Below are 18,175 nucleotides of genomic sequence, written 5' to 3' on the forward strand. Positions count from 1 at the left end.
AGCTTCGATTCTGACCACAGAATGTCGATAAATGCAAGGCTGAATTGGCAAAGTCGAACATGCCGGCCCACGCCGCGCCTCGCATCCCCTGGCGCACGCCATCGCGCTAAGACAACTGGCTGGCTGTTTGCATCCCCTAAGCCTAAAGGCTACAAAACAGAGAGAGATCACGATCCGACTGACGGGACCCATGCATGACTGCCCCTGTTCAACCCTGGCGCTGGATCCGGCTGGAAATCGGCCTGGTCGTCAACGGGGGAATCCAGTACGCGCTGTTCATCGACCATCCCTTGTTCTGGCCGGCTCTCGGCCTTACCACCCTGCTGTTGCTGCTGTTGCTGCTGTGGCCGCGCAGCCTGCCCGCCGCCTCCCGCCCGCCGCCGCGCGACATCGGCTCGCAGGCGCAATACTGGCGCGATGTCGCCGGCCATGTTTACGCGCTATTGCCGCTGTGGGCCGGCCACATCGCCTTGGGGCGCGAACAGATAGACGAGGCCGCCGGCCGGCTGACCGGGCACTGCGACAATATGCTGCGCCAGCTTGGATACCAGGCGCCGGAGCCGGCGGATGCCGCCGCGGAGCAGAAAACGGCCGACGCCCCCCTGCTGGGCGCGCCAAGCGGCCTATCGCCGCCGGACAGGATGCTGATGCCCATGCTCAAGCAACTGCAGCAATCGGCCCTGCAATTGGAAGCGCTGGCTCAGGCGCGGGAAAACAGCCAGCCGGATGGGCAGATCGCCAGCCAGGTCGGCAATCTGCTGCGGCAGCTGGAAACGCTGGAGCGCGACTCCCAGCCTCCGCCCGGCCAGAAGCGCGACGGCAACGCGGCCGGCTTCGATCTGCGGGCCGCCGCCGAGGACACGCTGACCCAGTTGCAGTTCCAGGACCGGGTCAACCAGATCCTGTCCCACGTCCAGAACGATATCTGGCAGCTGGAAGCCATGTTGCACGAGGCGTTGAGCAGCGAGGACGAGCTGCCGGCCCCGCCGGATACCGAAGCCTGGCTCAGCGCGCTCAAAAGCAGCTACACCACGCACGAGCAGCGCGCGCTGCACAACCGGGACGGCGGCGACCGCCCTCCCGGGCCTAGCGACATCACCTTCTTCTGAATCACTGGGAACGCGGCAGATGGCCAAGACCATATTGATAGTCGACGACTCCACCACCTTGCGGCAGGTGGTGAGAATGACCTTGGCCGGCGCCGGCTATGAAGTGCTGGAGGCCGGAAACGGCAAGGAGGCACTGGACATCCTGGATGGGCGCAAAATCCATCTGATCATCTCCGACGTCAACATGCCGCTGCTGGACGGCATCGGCCTGCTCAAGCACATCAAGCAGCTGTCCAGCTACAAGTTCACCCCGGTGATCATGCTGACCACCGAGTCGGCCGAAGAGAAAAAGCGCGAAGGCAAGGAGGCCGGCGCCAAAGCCTGGGTGGTCAAGCCCTTCCAACCCCCGGTGCTGCTGACGGCGGTCGCCAAGCTGATCCTGCCCTGAGCGGGCGCCGCAGCCAGGAGCCGACATGCCGCTTGCGATCCGCGCCGGCCACGAGCAAACCATCTACCAGGCGGCCCAGTTGCGCGCGCAGTTGGCCGGCGCGCTGCGGGACGGCGCCGGCGTTACGCTGGACTTGTCGGCCGTGGAGGAGATCGACTGCGCCGGCGCCCAGGTCCTGCTATGGCTGCAGCGCGAAGGCATCCGCCTGGGACAGCCGGTGGCGCTGCTGTCGCCCAGCCGGGCCGTGCGCGACTTTGTCCAGCTGATGGGGCTGCAGCGCGAACTGCGGCTGGAGCCCTGACTAGAGGAGAGGCGATGGATCTGGAACAGGCGCTGCAAACCTTCCTGGAGGAATCGCGCGAACTGCTGGCCGACATGGAAAGCACCCTGCTGGACATCGAGGCCGAACATGCCGACGCCGAGCAGCTGAACGCGCTGTTCCGCGCCATGCACACCATCAAGGGCTCCGCCGGCCTGTTCGGCCTGGAGGAAATCGTCAATTTCACCCACCAGGCGGAAAACCTGCTGGATCAACTGCGCGACGGCCACCTGAGGCTGGACGACGAGCTGGTCGGCCTGCTGCTGCGCTGCCACGACCATGTGAAGCTGATGATACAGGCGCTGGCCGCCAAGCAGGATCTGACGGCGCTGCGCGACGAAGGCTTGCTGGCGGCGCTGCGGGACTACCTGGCGCATCCGCAGGCGCCGCCCGCGGCCGACTCTGCCGACATTGAGCCGCCGCCGGCGCCGGCCAGCAGCCGCTGGCTGCTATCGCTGCGTTTCGGCCCCGACGCGCTGCGCAACGGCCTCGATCCCTCGTCCTTCATCCGCTATCTGGCCTCGATAGGCCGGATCGAGCAGATCGAGGCCATCTGCTGCGCGCTGCCTGACGGCGACGCCTTCGACCCCGAATCCAACTATCTGCGGCTGGAGGCGCTGTATCACGGCGAGCAGGATGAGAAAAGCCTGCTGGACGTATTCGAATTCGCGCGCGAAGACAGCGCCATCCATCTCTGGCCGCTGGCGCTCGTCCAGCCCAGCCTGCCCGACGCCTGCGCGAACGCCGGCGCCGAAGAGACGGCGGCGGTGCGGCAGGCCTGGACGCGCTTCGGCGTTCTGGAGCCCATCGACGCGGCGGCTGACGCCCAGCCCGAACCGCCCGGCCATGCCCCGCTCCCGGCGGCCGCCGAAACCGCAGCGGACGGCGAAGCCCGCAGCGCCAAACCGGCGGAGAGCCGTTTCATCAAAGTGGAGGCCGGCAAGCTGGACAACCTGATCAATCTGATCGGCGAGCTGGTGATCGCCGGCGCGGCGGCCAACCTGATCGCCCGCCGCGCGCAGCAAACGCCGCTGGTGGAGGCGACGCTGACCATCGCCAGCCTGATCGAGCAGATCCGCGCCGGCACGCTGTCGATGCGGATGGTGCAGATAGGCGAGATCTTCCAGCGCTTCCCGCGGGTGGTTCGCGATGTGTCGCGCGAGCTGGGCAAGGACATCCACCTGCACATCGTCGGCGCCGAAACCGAACTGGACAAGTCCATGGTGGAAAAACTGGGCGATCCCTTGCTGCACATCGTGCGCAACGCCATCGACCACGGCATAGAGGCCACCGATCTGCGCCAGGCCCACGGCAAGCCGGCCCAGGGCAACCTCTGGCTCAACGCCTATCACGAATCCGGCAGCGTGGTGATCGAGGTGGCCGACGACGGCGGCGGCCTGGACCGGCGGCGCATCCTGGCCAAGGCGCGCGAACGCGGCCTGCTGGGCCCGGACGACGAGCCGCCTGACAGCGCGGTGTTCCAGCAAATCTTCGCGGCGGGCTTCTCCACCGCGGAACAGGTGACCAATCTGTCCGGACGCGGCGTCGGCATGGACGTCGTCAGACGCAGCATCCAGCAGCTGCACGGCACGATAGACATCGACAGCGAGCCCGGCCGCGGCACCACCTTCCGCATCCGCCTGCCGCTGACGCTGGCCATCATCGACGGCTTCCTGGTGGAAGTGGCCGCCTCCACCTTCGTGCTGCCGCTGGAAGCGGTGGTGGAATGCATAGAACTGCCGGACGGCCTGCCTGCCAACGGCGTGCACGACTGGATCAATCTGCGCGGCGAGCTGCTGCCGCTGCTGCACCTGTCGTCCTTTTTCGAACTGCCCGCCAAGGCCGCGCCGCGCCGCAACGTGGTGGTGGTCCACTACGACGACCGCAAGGCGGGCCTGGTGGTGGATGCGCTGCAAGGCGAATTCCAGACCGTGATCAAACCGCTGGGCGCGTTGTTCAGCACGCTGAAGGCCATCAGCGGCTCCACCATACTGGGCAGCGGCGAGGTGGCGCTGATCCTGGACGTGCCGTCGCTGCTCCGCCATGCCTGCCGCAAGGAGGCTGAGCATTTTCCGCCGCCCGATGGCGCGGCGGCCCGCTCCCACGCCCCGCTGCCGGGAAACGCGCGATGACCGCCTTCTCCGGCATGCGCATCGCCACCCGGCAGGCGCTGGGCTACGGCGCCGTCATCCTGCTGATGCTGCTGTGCATCGCGGTGGCGCTGCAGGGTTTCGGCAATATCAACAGCGCCGTCCACAACATCACCCGGGTCAACAATGTCGAAGCCCGCCTCGCCCACCAACTGCTGGAGTCCAACCAGCTGGCGCGGCTGGAAATACGCAACGGCCTGCTGGCCGGCAACCGCGGCGAGCTGGAACGCGCCGGACGGAATCTGCAGGACGCGCTGCGCCGCTACCAGGAAGCCGAGCGGCAACTGGCGCAGATGTTCCAGCGCGAAGCCGGCACCAACGCGCGCGAGCGGGAGCTGATGGCCGCCATCCAGAACGGCAGCCGCGACGCCCATCAGGATTACCTGCAGGCGCTGGCGCTGGTCGGACAGCAGAAACCCCGCGACGCGCGCGCGCTGCTGGCCGGCAAGGGCGGCCGGCTGAACGAGCAGATCAGCGCGTTGGCCGATGTCGAGGACGGACTCAACGAGGAGCTGGCGCGGCAAAGCGCGGCCGCCTACCAGGCCAGCCGCGGCCGGATGCTGCTGCTGGCCGCGCTGGCGGTCGCCGCCAGCCTGCTGATCGCCGCCGCCATCCGCCGCAATCTGCTGCGCACGCTGGGCGGCGAGCCGCAGGCGGTGGCCGGCGTGATGCGCGAAGTGGCCAACGGCAACCTGCAGTGCGGCATCGCGCTGCGCCCCGACGATCAGACCAGCCTGGCCGCCTCCATCGCCCAAACCATCCAGACGCTGGGCGCCATCATCGGCGAGGTGAAGAACGGCTCGGAAAGCCTGTCCGTCGCCTCCCAGCACATCCACGCCACCTCGCAGATGCTGGCGCGCTCCGCCAGCGAGCAAGCCGCAGGCCTGGAGCAGACCTCGTCGTCGGTCGCGCAGATGTCGGCGTCGATCAACCAGACCAACGACAACGCCCGGCTGACGGAAAGCATGGCGGAAAAGGCGTCGCGGGAGGCCGGCCAGGGCGGCGAGGCGGTGCAGCAGACCATACGCGCGATGCGCGAGATCGCCGAGCGGATCGGCATCATCGACGACATCGCCTACCAAACCAACTTGCTGGCGCTGAACGCCGCCATCGAGGCCGCCCGCGCCGGCGAGCACGGCAAAGGCTTCGCGGTGGTGGCGGCCGAAGTTCGCAAGCTGGCCGAAAGCAGCCAGGTCGCGGCGCGGGAAATCGGCGCGCTGGCGCGCGACAGCGTGCTGCTGGTGGACGAAGCCGGCGGCCTGCTGGAAGAGATAGTCCGCTCCAGCCGCCGCACCTCGGACCTGGTGCAGGAAATCGCCGCCGCGTCCAACGAGCAGTCGGACGGCGTCGGCCAGATCAGCCTGGCGGTGCAGCAGCTGAACCAGACCACCCAGCAGAACGCCAGCGCCAGCGAGGAATTGGCCGCCACCGCCGAGGAAATGAACCGCCAGGCCGAAAACCTGCACGACCTGATCGGCTTCTTTCATCTGGGCGCCCTGCGCGCCGGCGTGGACGCGCGCGGGACGCCGGCGGCGCCGGAAGCCGCCGCGCGCGGCCGAATGCCATTCTGAACCGGCGGGAGACATCAATATGGCCGCACTCAATATCCTGCGCCGCGCCGATAGCGACGCCGCCGAAGCGGAAGCGGCGGAACTCCGGCAGTTCCTGACATTCCAGCTGGCGGGGGAAACCTTCGCCATCGGCATTTTGCGGATACGGGAAATCCTCGAATACATCCGGCCGACCTCGGTGCCGCTGATGCCGCCGTTCATCCGCGGCGTGATGAACCTGCGCGGCGCGGTGGTGCCGGTGATAGACCTGTCGCTGCGCTTCGCCCGCGACGAAACCGCGATCCACCGCCGCACCTGCATCGTCATCATGGAAGTGGAGCATGAGGAGCAGTGGCAGTTGATCGGCGTGCTGGTGGACGCCGTGCACGAGGTGCTGGCGATTCCCGACGACGCCATCGAGCCGCCGCCGCAGTTCGGCAGCAAGATCCGCGTCGACTTCATCGAGGGCATGGCCCGGCTGGACGACCACTTCGTGGTGCTGCTGAACGTGGACAAGGTGCTGTCGGTGCACGAGATGTCGCTGCTGTCGGAGCTGAGCCGGCAGGAAGAGGCGGAGGAGGAATGATGACGGCACGCCATGCGCGCCGGCAAACCGGCGACGGCCGCGGAGAATCCCGATGAAGCATTTCAGCATTCGACACCAGTTCATCCTGCTGACCGCCGGCGTGCTGCTGGGCCTGGGCTGCCTGACCGCCACCGCCTGGCAGGGCTTGCGCACGGTGATGATCAACGGCGACATGTACCGCCAGGTGGTGCTTGGCAAGGACTTCATCAACGACCTGGATCCGCCGACGCTGGAGCTGCAAGCCAGCTTCCTGCTGGCCAACCAGCTGCGCGGCGCCATGGATCCATCCATCCGCCAGCAACTGCTCAACCAGATGCAGGCGCAACGCGCCGAATTCTACGACGGGCTGAAAAAATGGGAAGCCAATCCGTTGCCGGCCGAGATGCGCGCCACCCTGGCGCAAAAGGTGCAGCCCAGCGGCGACGCCTTCTTCCAGGAAGTGGACACCCGCTTCCTGCCGGCGCTGGACGCGCACGACCAACTGGCCATCAATCTGTCCTTCGACCGGCTGGCCGCCCAGTACGACCGCAACCATCAGACCATCCTGCCGCTGATCGAACAAACCAGCCGGATGCAACGGCAGATGGAGGACGAAGCGCAGCGCATCACCAGCCAGACCTTCGCCTGGCTGGCCGGCGTCAGCCTGACGGTGCTGTTGCTGCTGGCCGGCTTCCTGCTGCTGATCTACCGCCAGTTGATCCTCCGGCTGGGCGGCGAGCCCCGCGACGTGGCGCGCGCCACCCGCGAGGTGGCAGCGGGCCGGCTGGACATCGAGCTGGCGCCGGCGCCGGAAGGCAGCCTCAGCGAAGCGATACGGCTGATGTGCCTGCAATTGCGGGCGATCATCGGCGAAGTGAAGACCGCCTCCGACGGCGTGGCCAGCGCCGCGCAGCAGATCAGCTCCACCGCGCTGGCGCTGTCGCAGGGAGCCAGCTCTTCCGCCGCCGGCCTGGAGCAAAGCTCGGCCTCGATAGAGCAGGTATCGGCGTCGATCAACCAGACCAGCGACAACTCCCACACCACCGAAGCGATCGCCGAACAGGCTTCGGCCGAAGCCACCGAAGGCGGCCAGGCGGTGCAGCAGACGGTGCAGGCGATGCGCCAGATCGCCGACCGGGTGGGCATCATCGATGAAATCGCCTACCAGACCAACCTGTTGGCGCTGAACGCCGCCATCGAGGCCGCCCGCGCCGGCAAGCACGGCGCCGGCTTCGCGGTGGTGGCGGCCGAAGTGCGCAGGCTGGCCGAACGCAGCCAGGTGGCGGCGCAGGAAATAGGCGAGCTGGCCGAGCGCAGCGTCGCCGTGGCCGAGCACGCCGGGCGGCTGCTGAAGGAGATCGTCCGCTCCAGCGGCCGCACCGCCGACCTGGTGCAGGAGATCGCCGCCGCCACCAAGGAGCAGGCCGGCGGCATCGGCCAGATCAACCAGGCCATCCTGCACCTGAACCACTCCACCCAGCAGAACGCCGCCGCCAGCGAGGAGCTGGCCTCGACGGCCGAGGAAATGACCCAGCAGGCCAACCGGCTGCAGCAGGCAATGGATTTCTTCCGGCTGGCGGCCGGCACCGCCGCCCTGCCCGTTGCGGCCGCGCCCGCAGCCCGCGCAGACTCGGCGCCGCTGCCGGCCGAGCCTCCGGCCCACGATCAGGAACAGCTGGACGACATGTTCCGCTTTTGAAAGCCGCGCGCGGCGCCGGCGCACTGTACTAGATTGAAACATGTGAATGTCGCCGGCAGTCCGCCCGGCGCTGATTAAGGAAAGCCAAGACCATGGCATTGACTCCGCCGCTACCGGCGGCGGCGCCCGCGCCCGACAGCCGGCCAAGCGCAACGGCGGCCGCCGACGCCGCCGGCGACGCCATCTTCCTCCACCCAGGCGACTGGCACTTCGGCGGCCGCGGCACCCGCATCCGCACGCTGCTGGGTTCCTGCGTCTCCATCATCCTCTGGCATCCCCAGGCCCAGGTGGGCGGCATGTGCCACTACCTGCTGGCCCAGCGCACCAACCGCCGCGGCGAAGCCCTGTCCGGCCGCTACGGCGACGAGGCCATGCTGCTGCTGCTGCGCGAAATCCTGGCCTGCGGCCTGCCGCTGCAGGAGTTCCACGCCCGGCTGATAGGCGGCGCCTCGATGCTGATCAGCCGCGAACGCAAACTCACCCATGACGTGCCGGCGCGCAACATCAGCCTGGCGCGCGCCATGGTCAAGCAGCTTGGCCTGCGCCTGCAGGCGGAAGACCTGGGCGGCAACTGTCCGCGCCTGGTGTTGTTCGATGTCGCCAGCGGCAACGTCTGGATCAAGCAATCGCAAGAGGCCGAGCTGGAACTGGTTCCGCCCAAAAATACAAGGATGCGAACATGAGTATCAAGGTTCTGATCGTAGACGACTCCGCCGTGGTCCGGCAGGTGCTGAGCCAGGTGTTCACCGAGGCCAGCGGCATAGAGGTGATGGATGTCGCCAACGATCCCTACATGGCGATGGACAAGATGAAGCTGCGCTGGCCCGACGTGGTGGTGCTGGACGTGGAAATGCCGCGCATGGACGGCATCACCTTCCTCAAGCAGCTGATGAGCAGCCGCCCCACCCCGGTGGTGATCTGCTCATCGCTGACGCAAAAGGGCACCGACATCAGCATGCAGGCGATGGCGGCGGGCGCGGTGGAGGTGATCGCCAAACCGACTTCCGGCGTCAAGGGCTTCCTGGAGGAAAGCTCGGCCCAGCTGGTGATGGCGGTGCGCAGCGCCGCCGCCGCGCGGATGAACCGGGTGCGGGTGATGCCGTCGGCCAGCGGCTCGCCCACGGCCGCGCCGTCCGGCTCCAATCCGCTGGAAACCCGTCCCAAGCTGTCGGCCGACGCCATCCTGTCCGCGCCCACCGGCAGCAATGTCTTCGCCACCACCGAGCGCATCATCGCCATCGGCACCTCCACCGGCGGCACCCAGGCGCTGGAAACCGTGCTGACCGAGCTGCCGCGCACCTGTCCCGGCCTCGCCATCGTCCAGCACATGCCGGAGAAATTCACCCGCTCCTTCGCCGAACGGCTGAACAGCCTGTCGCAGATCGAGGTGAAGGAAGCCAGCAACGGCGACCGCATCCTGCCCGGCCGCGCGCTGATCGCCCCCGGCGGCAAGCACATGATGGTCAAGCGCAGCGGCGCCTTCTACCAGGTGGAAGTCGTCGACGGCCCACTGGTCAGCCGCCACAAGCCGTCGGTGGACGTGCTGTTCCGCTCCGCCGCCAAGTTCGCCGGCAAGAACGCGCTGGGCATCATCATGACCGGCATGGGCGACGACGGCGCCAAGGGTCTGAAGGAAATGCACGACTGCGGCGCCAAAACCATCGCCCAGGACGAAGAAAGCTGCGTGGTGTTCGGCATGCCCAAGGAAGCGATCAAGCTGGGCGCCGCCGACGAAGTGATGGCGCTGGACATGATAGCCAAGGCCATCTGCCGCTGATCGGGCCGCCCATGGAACTGGACGACATCCTGGTGATCGACGACAGCAAGGTGCAGCGCCAGCATGCGCTGGAACTGTGCCGCGCGCTGGGCGCCGCCAGCGTGCGCGAGGCCGCCGACGGCGGGCAAGGGCTGGCCATGATGCGGGAGCGCCTCCCCAGCCTGGTGCTGCTGGATCTGGAGATGCCCGGCATGGACGGCGTGCGGGTGATGCAGGGCATGGCCGCCTCCGGCCTGCATACGCCAGTGGTGGTCGCCTCCAGCAAGGACTACCTGCTGATTTCCACAGTGGAGATGATGGGCCGCGAGCTGGGCCTGCCGGTGCTGGGCGCGCTGCAAAAACCGCTGCGGCTGGATGCGCTGCGCGACCTGGCGCAAAGAGCCTGGACGCCGGATGCGCGGATGGACGGCCGCGAGTTCGCGCCGGCGGAGTTGCGCGCGGCACTGGACGCGGACCAGATCCGCCCCAGCTACCAGCCCAAGGTCGATCTGGCCGACGGCGCGCTCAAAGGCGCCGAGGTGCTGGCCAGTTGGCGGCACCCGCAACTGGGCGCAATCGACGCCGACAGCTTTCTGCCGGTCATAGAACAATCCGGCTGGGCCACCGAACTGACCATGCAGATGCTGACACAAGGCTTGGGGCAATGGCGGGAATGGGCGCGCCAGGGTCTGCGCCTGCCGCTGTCCCTCAATCTGGAGCCGCGCTCGCTGCAAGAGGATGGCCTGGTCGAGCAGATCGAGCGCATCATCGCCGACAGCCATGTGCCGGTCCGCTTCATCAGCTTCGAAGTGACGGAAACTGCGATCGCGGACAATCTGTCGCGGGCGATAGGCTGCGCCGTGCGCTTGCGCATGGCCGGAGTAGGCCTGGCGGTGGACAATTTCGGCACCGGCTTCGCCGCCATGCAGCAACTGGAGCGCTTTCCATTCACCGAATTGAAAATCGACCCCTCGCTGGTGAGCTCGATCGGCGGCAAACCCCATCTGCAAGCGGTGCTCAACAGCATCGTCGAGCTGGCGCGCCGGCTGAAGCTGGCGACGGTGGCCGAGGGCGTGCAAAGCCAGGAAGACTGCCAGTTGATGGCCGAGCGCGGCTGCCAGCTGGGCCAGGGCCGCTATTTCGCCAAAGCGCTGCCGCCGGACGAACTCCTGGCCTGGAGCCGCGCCCGCACCGCCGCGGCGTCTAAATGAAAGCTCAGCAAGACCACAACGGCGGCTCGTCCATCAGCGCGATCTGCTCTCGCAGCGCCAGAATCTGCTCCTCCCAATAGCGCTGGCCGCCAAACCACGGGAAAGCAGCCGGAAACGCGGGGTCGTGCCAGCGCCGCGCCAGCCAGGCGCTGTAATGGATCAGCCGCAGCGTGCGCAGGCCTTCCAGCAAATAGAGCTCGCGCGTGTCGAACTCGCAGAAGTCTTCATAGCCGGCCAGCACCTCGGCCAGTTGCCGCGACTGCTCGGCGCGCTCGCCGGACAGCAGCATCCACAAGTCCTGCACCGCCGGCCCCATGCGGCTGTCGTCGAAATCGACGAAATGCGGGCCGGCGTCGGTCCACAGCAGGTTGCCGACATGGCAGTCGCCATGCAGGCGCAACTGGCTCGCCTGGCCCGCCCGCTCGAAGCAGCGCGCCACCCCTTCCAAGGCCTGCTCCAACACGCCGCGGTAGACATTGCCCAGCTCCGGCGGCAGCCATCCGCCCTGCAGCAGAAAGTCCGCCGGCTCGCGGCCGAAGCTTTGCTGGTCCAGCGTCGGGCGGCTGCGGTAATCCTCCACCCGTCCCAGCGCGTGGATGCGGCCGAGGAAACGGCCTATCCACTGCAAGGTGTCGTCGCGGTCCAGTTCCGGCACCCGGCCGCCGCGGCGCTCGAACAGCGCGAAACGGAAGCCGCCGTGTTCGTGCAGCGTGCGTCCCTGCAGCCGCAACGGCGGCACCGCCGGAATTTCGCGCTCGGCCAATTGCCAGGAGAAGGCGTGCTCCTCCAGGATGGCGTCGTCGCTCCAGCGCTGCGGCCGGTAAAACTTGGCCACCAGCGGCGCGCCGTCGTCGATGCCGACCTGGTAGACGCGGTTTTCATAGCTGTTCAAGGCCAGCAGGCTGCCGCTGGCGCGCAGGCCCAGGCTCTCGACCGCGTCGAGAATGGCGTCCGGCGTCAGCGCGGCGAAAGGGGGAGGCAAGGTGGTATCCATCCGCCGATTATACGCGCAACGAGGCCGGCGTTCAGCGCGGCAGATAAGCCCGCAAACGCCCGCGCCATCTGCTAAGCCTAAAGTGAAAACCGCCGGCGCAGGAAAGGAAAGCCATGAAACCGCTCCTCCCCCCTCTTTCCTTCCACCTCGATGGAGACCAGCTGCGGCACGGCTCCGAGCGTTGGGCCGACCTGACTTTGCAAGGCTGGCTGGTGCTGCTGGACCGCGGCGCCCGCCGCCAGGCTTGGCGGCGCCTGCTTGAACACCGGTTGAACGCGCGGCAGCTGCTGCAAGGATTCGCCTGCTGGCTGAGCGGCAGCTTGGTGCTGCTCGCGCTGGCCTACCTGCTCTATCTGGTTTCCACGCGTTGGTAATCCCCTTGTCCGGGCAGGGACTCTGCAGCTCATTCTCGTTTTCATTATCATTTACTTTTGCAATCAACTTTTAATGACCAATAGCGAAAATAATGAGAAAATGGCGGCTGTCCCCCCTAGACCGGAAGTCCGCGATGAAACACCCACACGCAACAGAAAGCGGAGACAGCGCTGAACGCCAGAAAACCGCGCGCGCCAGCACGCTGGTCAGCGTGGCGGTCAATGTGCTGCTGTCGGCATTGCAGATCATCGCCGGCGTCTGGGCCCATTCCTCCGCGCTGATAGCCGACGGCATCCACTCGCTGTCCGACCTGCTTTCCGACTTCGTCGTGCTGGTCGCCGGCCGCCACAGCGGCAAGGGTCCCGACCACGACCATCAGTACGGCCATCAGCGCTACGAAAACGCCGCCTCGCTGGCCCTGGGCCTGCTGCTGCTGGCCGTCGGCGCCGGCATGCTGTATTCGGCAGCCAACAAATTCATCCACCCCGCCGATATTCCGGCAGTCCACAGCCTGGCCTTGTGGATCGCCGCGCTGGCGCTGGTCGCCAAGGAAAGCCTGTTCCGCTACATGTTGGCCGCCGCGCAGAAAGTGCGCTCCAGCCTGCTGGTGGCCAATGCCTGGCATGCGCGCTCCGACGCCGCCTCCTCGCTGGTGGTGGCCGCCGGCGTGGCGGGCAATCTGCTGGGCTATCCGATACTGGATCCGGTGGCGGCGCTGGTGGTGGGCTTGCTGGTCGGCCGCATGGGTTGGCGCTTCGCCTGGGACGCGCTGAGCGACCTGATGGATCGCGCCGCCAGCGAGGACGACATCGCCGCCATTCGCGCCACCTTGCTCGCCACCCCGGGCATCGTCGGCATCCACGATCTGCGCACCCGCAAAATGGGAGACCTGATCCTGGTCGACGTGCACCTGGAAGTGGACGGCAACATCAATGTCTACCAGGCCCACGCCATCACCGAAGAAGCGCAGCAGCGCGTGCTGCGCCAGCACCCTGTGCTGGACGTGATGACCCACGTCGACCCGGCCGAGCATTACCGCGACGGCAACATGCCCGTTGCCGGTTAAGCGCGCGCAGGCGCGATATTTCAGATAAATGCAGCCGCCAAATAGCCTTGTCGGCTGCTTTTGTACGTAAATGAAGTTTTTACGTGCAACTTTTCCATAGTCGGCGTAGTCTACACATACTATGACGATACCATTTCAATCCATTCCGCGCTGGCTGCTGCACGCCCTGCTGTTGCTGCCGCTGCTGTGGCAGTTTGAAAACTACGCCGTCAGCCGCGCGCCGTTCAACGGCAACCCCCAGCCCGCCACCATCAGCACCTGGACCGAACACTGGCCGGCGGAAACGCCTTTCCTGCTGGTGCAGGAAGTGCGCGACCAGCTGCGCCACGCAGACGCCAAACGCGATGCCGGCACGCCGGTCCGCGATGTCGCCGCCATGCCGCGCCCCAGCGACGCCAGCTGAGCGCCCCCCCGGTCTTGAATGCGAAATGCCGGCCACAGGCCGGCATTTTCTTTGCGCGCGCGGCTTACAGCGACGCGCTTGGCTGCGGGTGGCAGATCGGGCAGCCGGGATTGCTGCAGTGGATCGAACTATTGTGCACCAGCGCGCGCAGCCGGCTCAGCCTGTCGGCCTCGCCTTGCGCTCCCTGCTTGCCCTGCGCCAGGCTGGCGCTGCCGTGGCTGTCCAGCGTCGGCTCGCCCGCCGACATCGGCAGCGGCGAGGCCTGGCAAATCGCACCGACTCCCAGCATCGCGCCGCCCGCGCCCAGCGCGGCGATCCATTTTCTTTTCATCGTCGACTCTCCTTTGCCGGCCATGGTGCCGGCAGGTCTCATCCCTGCAAGATTAGCGCAACGACAGCCAAAACAAACCCCGCCGGCGGCGGGGTTTGTTAACAAACTTAGCGGATGATTTCCACCTTGTAGCGCGGCGGCAACAACAATGCCGGAACCTCGCGCCGGGCCTTGCGGTTGCGCCTGGCGGGACGGGCCTGCTTCAGGCCTTCGCCATTGCCAGTCAGAGCCGGCACTTCGCGCTCGCGCATGGCTGCGGGCTCGCGGGCGCCGCCCTGTTCGCGTTCACGCGCGGCCGGCTTGGCGCGCGCAGGCGGCTGCGCCGGCATGAAGCTGTCCACGCTTTGCGGCGTCAGCGTCTGGCGGGTCAGCTTTTCGATCGCCTCGTGCTGGCGGGTTTCATCGGGGCTCATCAGCGAGATGGCCACGCCCTTGGCGCCGGCCCGGCCGGTGCGGCCGATGCGGTGCACGTAGTCTTCCGGGGAGTTCGGCATTTCGTAGTTGACCACGTAGGGCAGCTCGGAAATGTCGAGGCCGCGCGCCGCCACGTCGGTGGCGACCAGCACGCGCAGTTCGCCGTCCTTGAACGACGCCAGCGTCTCCAGGCGAGCGCCCTGCGTCTTGTCGCCGTGGATGGCCTCGGCATCCAGGCCATCGCGCTTCAGGTCGCGCGCCAGTTGGTCGGCGCTGATCTTGGTCTTGCAGAACACGATCACCTGGCTCATGTCGCGCGCGCGGATCAGTTGCGCCAGCACCTGGCGCTTGCGGAAGGCGTCCACCTTGAACACCAGCTGCTCCACCTGGTCGTTGGTGGCGTTCTGGCGCGCCACCTCGACCGTCTGCGGCGAATGCATGAAATCGGCGGCCAGACGCTTGATCTCCGGCGCGAACGTCGCCGAGAACAGCAGCGTCTGGCGCTCCTTGGGCAGCAGCCCCATGATCTTGCGGATATCCTGGATGAAGCCCATGTCCAGCATGCGGTCGGCCTCATCCAGCACCAGCACTTCCACCTTGCCCAGCTGCACGTTCTTCTGCTGGATGTGGTCGAGCAGGCGGCCTGGCGTCGCGATCAGAATTTCCACGCCGCGGCGCAGCTCCTGGGTTTGCGGATCCATATTCATGCCGCCGTAGACGGTGGTCGCGCGCAGCGGCAGATACTTGGTATAGCTTTTGACGTTCTCGCCGATCTGGTCGGCCAGCTCGCGGGTCGGCGAAATCACCAGCGCGCGCACCGGGTGCATCGCCGGCGACACGCTGGTATTGGCGAATTTCTTCAAGCGCTCCAGGATAGGCAGCATGAAGGCCGCGGTCTTGCCGGTGCCGGTCTGCGCGGCGGCCAGCAGGTCGCGGCCGGACAGCACCAGCGGGATTGCCTTCCCCTGGATCGGCGTCGGCTGGCTATAGCCCTGCTCTTCGATGGCGCGCAGGATTTCCGGCGACAGGCCGAGTTCGGAAAACAACATGTAACACACTCCTGCAATACGTAGGGGCACGTTGCGGTCTATCCGTCAACGCGCCCCGATGTTCATTAAGTAAACCGGCGGCAGATAAATCAAATGCCGCCCGGGGCGGGCGGCAGCTCCATCGTCAGCCCATATGGCTGGCCACGCTGATCAACAGGGTGACGGCCAGCCACAGCAGCGCCGAACGCCATACCAGGCCGACCGCGCTTTTCAGGAAACTGGGATCGGCATCGTCGCCCAGGCCCAGCTCCGGCCGGTATTTCACCGAATAGTCCTGCCGCAGCGGGTCGCCCAGCTTCACGCCCAAGGCGCCGGCGGCAGACGCCAGCAGGATGCCGTTGGCGTAGTTGCCCCAAGTCCTGGCTTGCGAACGCCAGCAATAGATCGCGTCTTCAAAGTCGCCCATGATGGCGAAAGCCGCCGCCGTCAGCCGGACGGGAATCCAGTCCAGCCAGGCCGCCGCGCGCGCGGCGAACACGCCGAACGGGTCTTCCGCGGCATTGCGGCTGCCCCACTTCTGGTTCAGCATCGAACACAGGCGGAACAACAACGCTCCCGACGGCCCCGGCAGCACCACGAACCAGAACATGGTGCCGAACACATGGCGGTAGCTGTCCAGCACGCCTTGCTCGATCGCCAGCCGCGAGATCTCCTCTACCGACAGCTCCGCCGTCGGCAGGCCGGTCCAGTTGGACAGCGCCACTCTCGCATCCAGATCCCGGCCCTCGGCCAATGCTTGCGATATCTCGGAAAATGCGCTGGAGAAATGGCGGAAGCCCATGGTCAGATACAGCACCAGCACATTGAGCGCCAGCGCCAGCAGCGGGCTCGCGGCTTTCAGCGAATAGAACAGCAACAGGCTGAGCAGCAGCACCGGCACGATGGCGACCAGCCAGGCCAGCACGCCATGGCGCTCGGCGCCGGCATTCAGGTTGCGCTCAAGATGGTTGGCGTAGCGGGTGAACAACAACCACACCCGGTTGCGATTGCCGAGCGGTCGCAGTTGCTCCAAAGCCAGAGCGAGAATCAGGGAAATCAGGGTCATGGTTTCTGGATGTGATTTTCACGGGACCGCTGGGGAAGATACCATAAAGGCGCTCGCCCCGCCCACCGAAGTGATGCCGGCGCGCCGCCAAAATGGCGAAAGGCGCCCGATGGGCGCCCTTGCGGACTGTTTGAGCGGCCGGATCAAGCCGAACCCAGCAGGCGGCGGCCTGTCACCACCTCCGGCTGGTTGCCGCCACGGTCATAGCCCAGCGTGGACGCCGCGGCAGTGCGCAGCACCAGCAACGACTCCTCCACCATGGCCAGCCGCTCGCTGACGAAACTGCCGTTCAGCTGATTGATGCTTTGCGCCCGGTTGACCGCGTCCTCAAGACTGGTCCAGGCCTCGCAGGCCGGAGGCTTGTCCGCCAGCCAGATATACAGCGTGTCGCGGTCCTGCACGCCCAGCGTGGTCATCAGCCGGCCGCGGACGGAGGACTGCCGCGCCAGTTCGTCGAGCACGGCGCTCTTGTTGTCGGCCAGCGCCTCCAGCTTGTGCTCCTCGCCCTGTATCAGCAGGGCCTGCTCCTGCTCCAGCAAAACGACAAGCCGGGACACGAGGTCGGCCTCGTCCCGGCAAAGCTGTGCGAACTCATCAATGACAGACATATCCCTGCTTCTTTGCGCTGCTTGTCCACTTCCGGCTCAGGCTCAACCCTGCAACAGCTCCTGGGCCGATGAAATCAGGCCGTCGGCGATCTTGTCCGGATTGATGCTGAAGCTGCCATTGGCGATGGCGGACTTGATCGATTCGACCTTGGCCGCATCGAAGGCCGGCTGCTGGCTGGGATCATTGCCGATGGCGCTCAGACGGCTGGCGACGGAATTGATCTGCACGCTGTCGCTGCTGCTGCCTTGGCTGCTGGTCGAACTGGACGGCGCACGGGCAGTGGTCTTGCTCTGGGTGCTGTAGGTTCCCGACAGCTTGCCCGAATTGTCGATCTTCATGGCCTGGCCTTCCCGTAGCTAATCTCAACTGATCCTATTATCGACCGAAAAAACAATCTCTTGAACTATTTTCTCATCAAAAAATCACGGCCACGCTGCCATCGGCCTGCACGGTGCCCCGCACCACCCTGCCGCTGCTCAATCTGACCATCACCTGCTCGCCCTGGGCGGCGTTGCCCATCGCCATGCCCTCGGCTTCGGCGGAAAAGCCGTCGCCCTGCGCCAGCACCTTCACCTGCTGGTTGCTGCGCACCAGATACGGCGCGCGCACCATGAAAGTGCGCAGCCACGCGCCCGCCGGCGCGCCGGTCCGCAACACCTGGCCGACCGCCAGGTTGAGATCGTCCAGCACATTGCTCGCCAGCGCGGGGTTGGCGATATCCACCAACCGGACGTCGGCGGCGCCTATCGTCTCGCCGGCGGCCATCGGCCGGCTCAGCGCCACACCCATCCGCTTTTCATTGATGCTGACCGGAATCCGCAGCGACCAGCCCAGATCCGGGCAGGACACCGCGACGAAAGTCGCTCCGGTGGTGACGCCCGGCGTCGCCCAATCCGCCTTGGGACGGCTGCAGGCGGGCAGCGCCAGCCTCCTGTCCAACTGTCCCAGCCGCCAGGTGGCGGCGCGCAACTCCAGCTCATGCTTGAGAAACTGATCGGCCAGCCGCTCCAACTGGGCCAGGTTCTGGATGCCGTCGGCACAGGCCGGCATGGCCGCCAACAAGCCGCAAAACCACATAATTGATCTTCGCATCCCTGCATTTTAGCGCAAGGCGAGCCAATGCAGCGATGGCGATTGACAAG

At 66.5% G+C, this 18,175-nt stretch carries 20 protein-coding genes; 13 read left to right on the forward strand and 7 right to left on the reverse strand.

What is annotated here, in order from left to right:
• The first annotated feature begins 194 nt into the window (after positions 1 to 194).
• From U6115_RS19595 to U6115_RS19640, 10 genes are all read left to right on the forward strand, one after another.
• The gene (locus U6115_RS19595) at positions 195 to 1,109 is read left to right on the forward strand and encodes a hypothetical protein (protein ID WP_043580403.1); all 915 of its coding nucleotides are present in this window, start codon (positions 195 to 197) and stop codon (positions 1,107 to 1,109) included.
• A gap of 19 nt (positions 1,110 to 1,128) precedes the next feature.
• The gene (locus U6115_RS19600; protein WP_043580402.1) at positions 1,129 to 1,497 is read left to right on the forward strand and encodes a response regulator; all 369 of its coding nucleotides are present in this window, start codon (positions 1,129 to 1,131) and stop codon (positions 1,495 to 1,497) included.
• A gap of 25 nt (positions 1,498 to 1,522) precedes the next feature.
• Positions 1,523 to 1,798 carry an STAS domain-containing protein gene (locus tag U6115_RS19605; RefSeq protein WP_043580400.1) on the forward strand — a complete coding sequence of 92 codons (276 nt, stop codon included), beginning with the start codon at positions 1,523 to 1,525 and terminating at the stop codon, positions 1,796 to 1,798.
• Positions 1,799 to 1,812: 14 nt separating this feature from the next.
• Positions 1,813 to 3,948 (forward strand): chemotaxis protein CheA, encoded by a 2,136-nt coding sequence (locus U6115_RS19610; RefSeq protein ID WP_043580398.1) that lies wholly within the window; start codon positions 1,813 to 1,815, stop codon positions 3,946 to 3,948.
• Positions 3,945 to 5,537 (forward strand): methyl-accepting chemotaxis protein, encoded by a 1,593-nt coding sequence (locus tag U6115_RS19615; protein WP_043580396.1) that lies wholly within the window; start codon positions 3,945 to 3,947, stop codon positions 5,535 to 5,537. Before U6115_RS19610 ends, U6115_RS19615 begins: the two co-directional genes overlap by 4 nt.
• Before the next feature lie 19 nt (positions 5,538 to 5,556).
• A complete protein-coding gene (locus U6115_RS19620) occupies positions 5,557 to 6,102 on the forward strand; it encodes a chemotaxis protein CheW (RefSeq protein WP_047236267.1) in 546 nt (181 codons plus the stop codon).
• 52 nt (positions 6,103 to 6,154) lie between these two features.
• Positions 6,155 to 7,780, forward strand: coding sequence for a methyl-accepting chemotaxis protein (locus U6115_RS19625; protein ID WP_052258400.1), 1,626 nt, complete (start codon positions 6,155 to 6,157; stop codon positions 7,778 to 7,780).
• A gap of 92 nt (positions 7,781 to 7,872) precedes the next feature.
• Positions 7,873 to 8,463, forward strand: coding sequence for a chemotaxis protein CheD (locus U6115_RS19630; RefSeq protein ID WP_052258398.1), 591 nt, complete (start codon positions 7,873 to 7,875; stop codon positions 8,461 to 8,463).
• Positions 8,460 to 9,557: a protein-glutamate methylesterase/protein-glutamine glutaminase gene (locus U6115_RS19635; protein ID WP_043580393.1), complete on the forward strand. Its 1,098-nt coding sequence runs from the start codon at positions 8,460 to 8,462 to the stop codon at positions 9,555 to 9,557. The genes U6115_RS19630 and U6115_RS19635 overlap by 4 nt, the downstream gene beginning before the upstream one ends.
• A gap of 11 nt (positions 9,558 to 9,568) precedes the next feature.
• Positions 9,569 to 10,747, forward strand: a complete 1,179-nt coding sequence (locus U6115_RS19640; RefSeq protein ID WP_043580392.1) for an EAL domain-containing response regulator — start codon at positions 9,569 to 9,571, stop codon at positions 10,745 to 10,747.
• Between the two features lie 4 nt (positions 10,748 to 10,751).
• Here the strand turns inward: U6115_RS19640 and U6115_RS19645 are convergent, their stop codons facing one another.
• On the reverse strand, positions 10,752 to 11,729 hold the full coding sequence (locus U6115_RS19645; protein ID WP_230623445.1) for a serine/threonine protein kinase: 978 nt from the start codon (positions 11,727 to 11,729) through the stop codon (positions 10,752 to 10,754).
• A gap of 125 nt (positions 11,730 to 11,854) precedes the next feature.
• On the opposite strand from U6115_RS19645, the gene U6115_RS19650 reads away from it, so the two are divergent.
• The 3 genes from U6115_RS19650 (at position 11,855) to U6115_RS19660 (ending at position 13,585) form a co-directional block, all read left to right on the forward strand.
• Positions 11,855 to 12,115 (forward strand): hypothetical protein, encoded by a 261-nt coding sequence (locus U6115_RS19650; RefSeq protein WP_043580388.1) that lies wholly within the window; start codon positions 11,855 to 11,857, stop codon positions 12,113 to 12,115.
• 134 nt (positions 12,116 to 12,249) lie between these two features.
• The gene (locus tag U6115_RS19655) at positions 12,250 to 13,182 is read left to right on the forward strand and encodes a cation diffusion facilitator family transporter (protein ID WP_043580385.1); all 933 of its coding nucleotides are present in this window, start codon (positions 12,250 to 12,252) and stop codon (positions 13,180 to 13,182) included.
• Positions 13,183 to 13,303: 121 nt separating this feature from the next.
• Positions 13,304 to 13,585 carry a hypothetical protein gene (locus tag U6115_RS19660; RefSeq protein WP_043580383.1) on the forward strand — a complete coding sequence of 94 codons (282 nt, stop codon included), beginning with the start codon at positions 13,304 to 13,306 and terminating at the stop codon, positions 13,583 to 13,585.
• A 64-nt stretch (positions 13,586 to 13,649) separates the two neighbouring features.
• Here U6115_RS19660 and U6115_RS19665 read toward each other — a convergent pair whose 3' ends face one another.
• The 6 genes from U6115_RS19665 to flgA form a co-directional block, all read right to left on the reverse strand.
• Entirely contained in the window at positions 13,650 to 13,916 is a 267-nt protein-coding gene (locus U6115_RS19665; protein WP_043580380.1) for a hypothetical protein, read from the reverse strand.
• A 107-nt stretch (positions 13,917 to 14,023) separates the two neighbouring features.
• Complete coding sequence (locus tag U6115_RS19670) at positions 14,024 to 15,379, reverse strand: DEAD/DEAH box helicase (RefSeq protein ID WP_043580378.1); 1,356 nt, start codon at positions 15,377 to 15,379, stop codon at positions 14,024 to 14,026.
• A gap of 124 nt (positions 15,380 to 15,503) precedes the next feature.
• A complete protein-coding gene (locus U6115_RS19675; RefSeq protein WP_043580375.1) occupies positions 15,504 to 16,424 on the reverse strand; it encodes a CobD/CbiB family protein in 921 nt (306 codons plus the stop codon).
• A gap of 143 nt (positions 16,425 to 16,567) precedes the next feature.
• Positions 16,568 to 17,032, reverse strand: coding sequence for a flagella synthesis protein FlgN (locus U6115_RS19680; RefSeq protein WP_043580373.1), 465 nt, complete (start codon positions 17,030 to 17,032; stop codon positions 16,568 to 16,570).
• A gap of 42 nt (positions 17,033 to 17,074) precedes the next feature.
• The gene (flgM, locus tag U6115_RS19685; RefSeq protein WP_043580371.1) at positions 17,075 to 17,371 is read right to left on the reverse strand and encodes a flagellar biosynthesis anti-sigma factor FlgM; all 297 of its coding nucleotides are present in this window, start codon (positions 17,369 to 17,371) and stop codon (positions 17,075 to 17,077) included.
• A 76-nt stretch (positions 17,372 to 17,447) separates the two neighbouring features.
• On the reverse strand, positions 17,448 to 18,110 hold the full coding sequence (gene flgA / locus U6115_RS19690; RefSeq protein ID WP_047236274.1) for a flagellar basal body P-ring formation chaperone FlgA: 663 nt from the start codon (positions 18,108 to 18,110) through the stop codon (positions 17,448 to 17,450).
• Between the last annotated feature and the right edge of the window lie 65 nt (positions 18,111 to 18,175).

The sequence above is a fragment of the Chromobacterium subtsugae genome, assembly GCF_035919665.1.
Classification (GTDB): domain Bacteria; phylum Pseudomonadota; class Gammaproteobacteria; order Burkholderiales; family Chromobacteriaceae; genus Chromobacterium; species Chromobacterium subtsugae.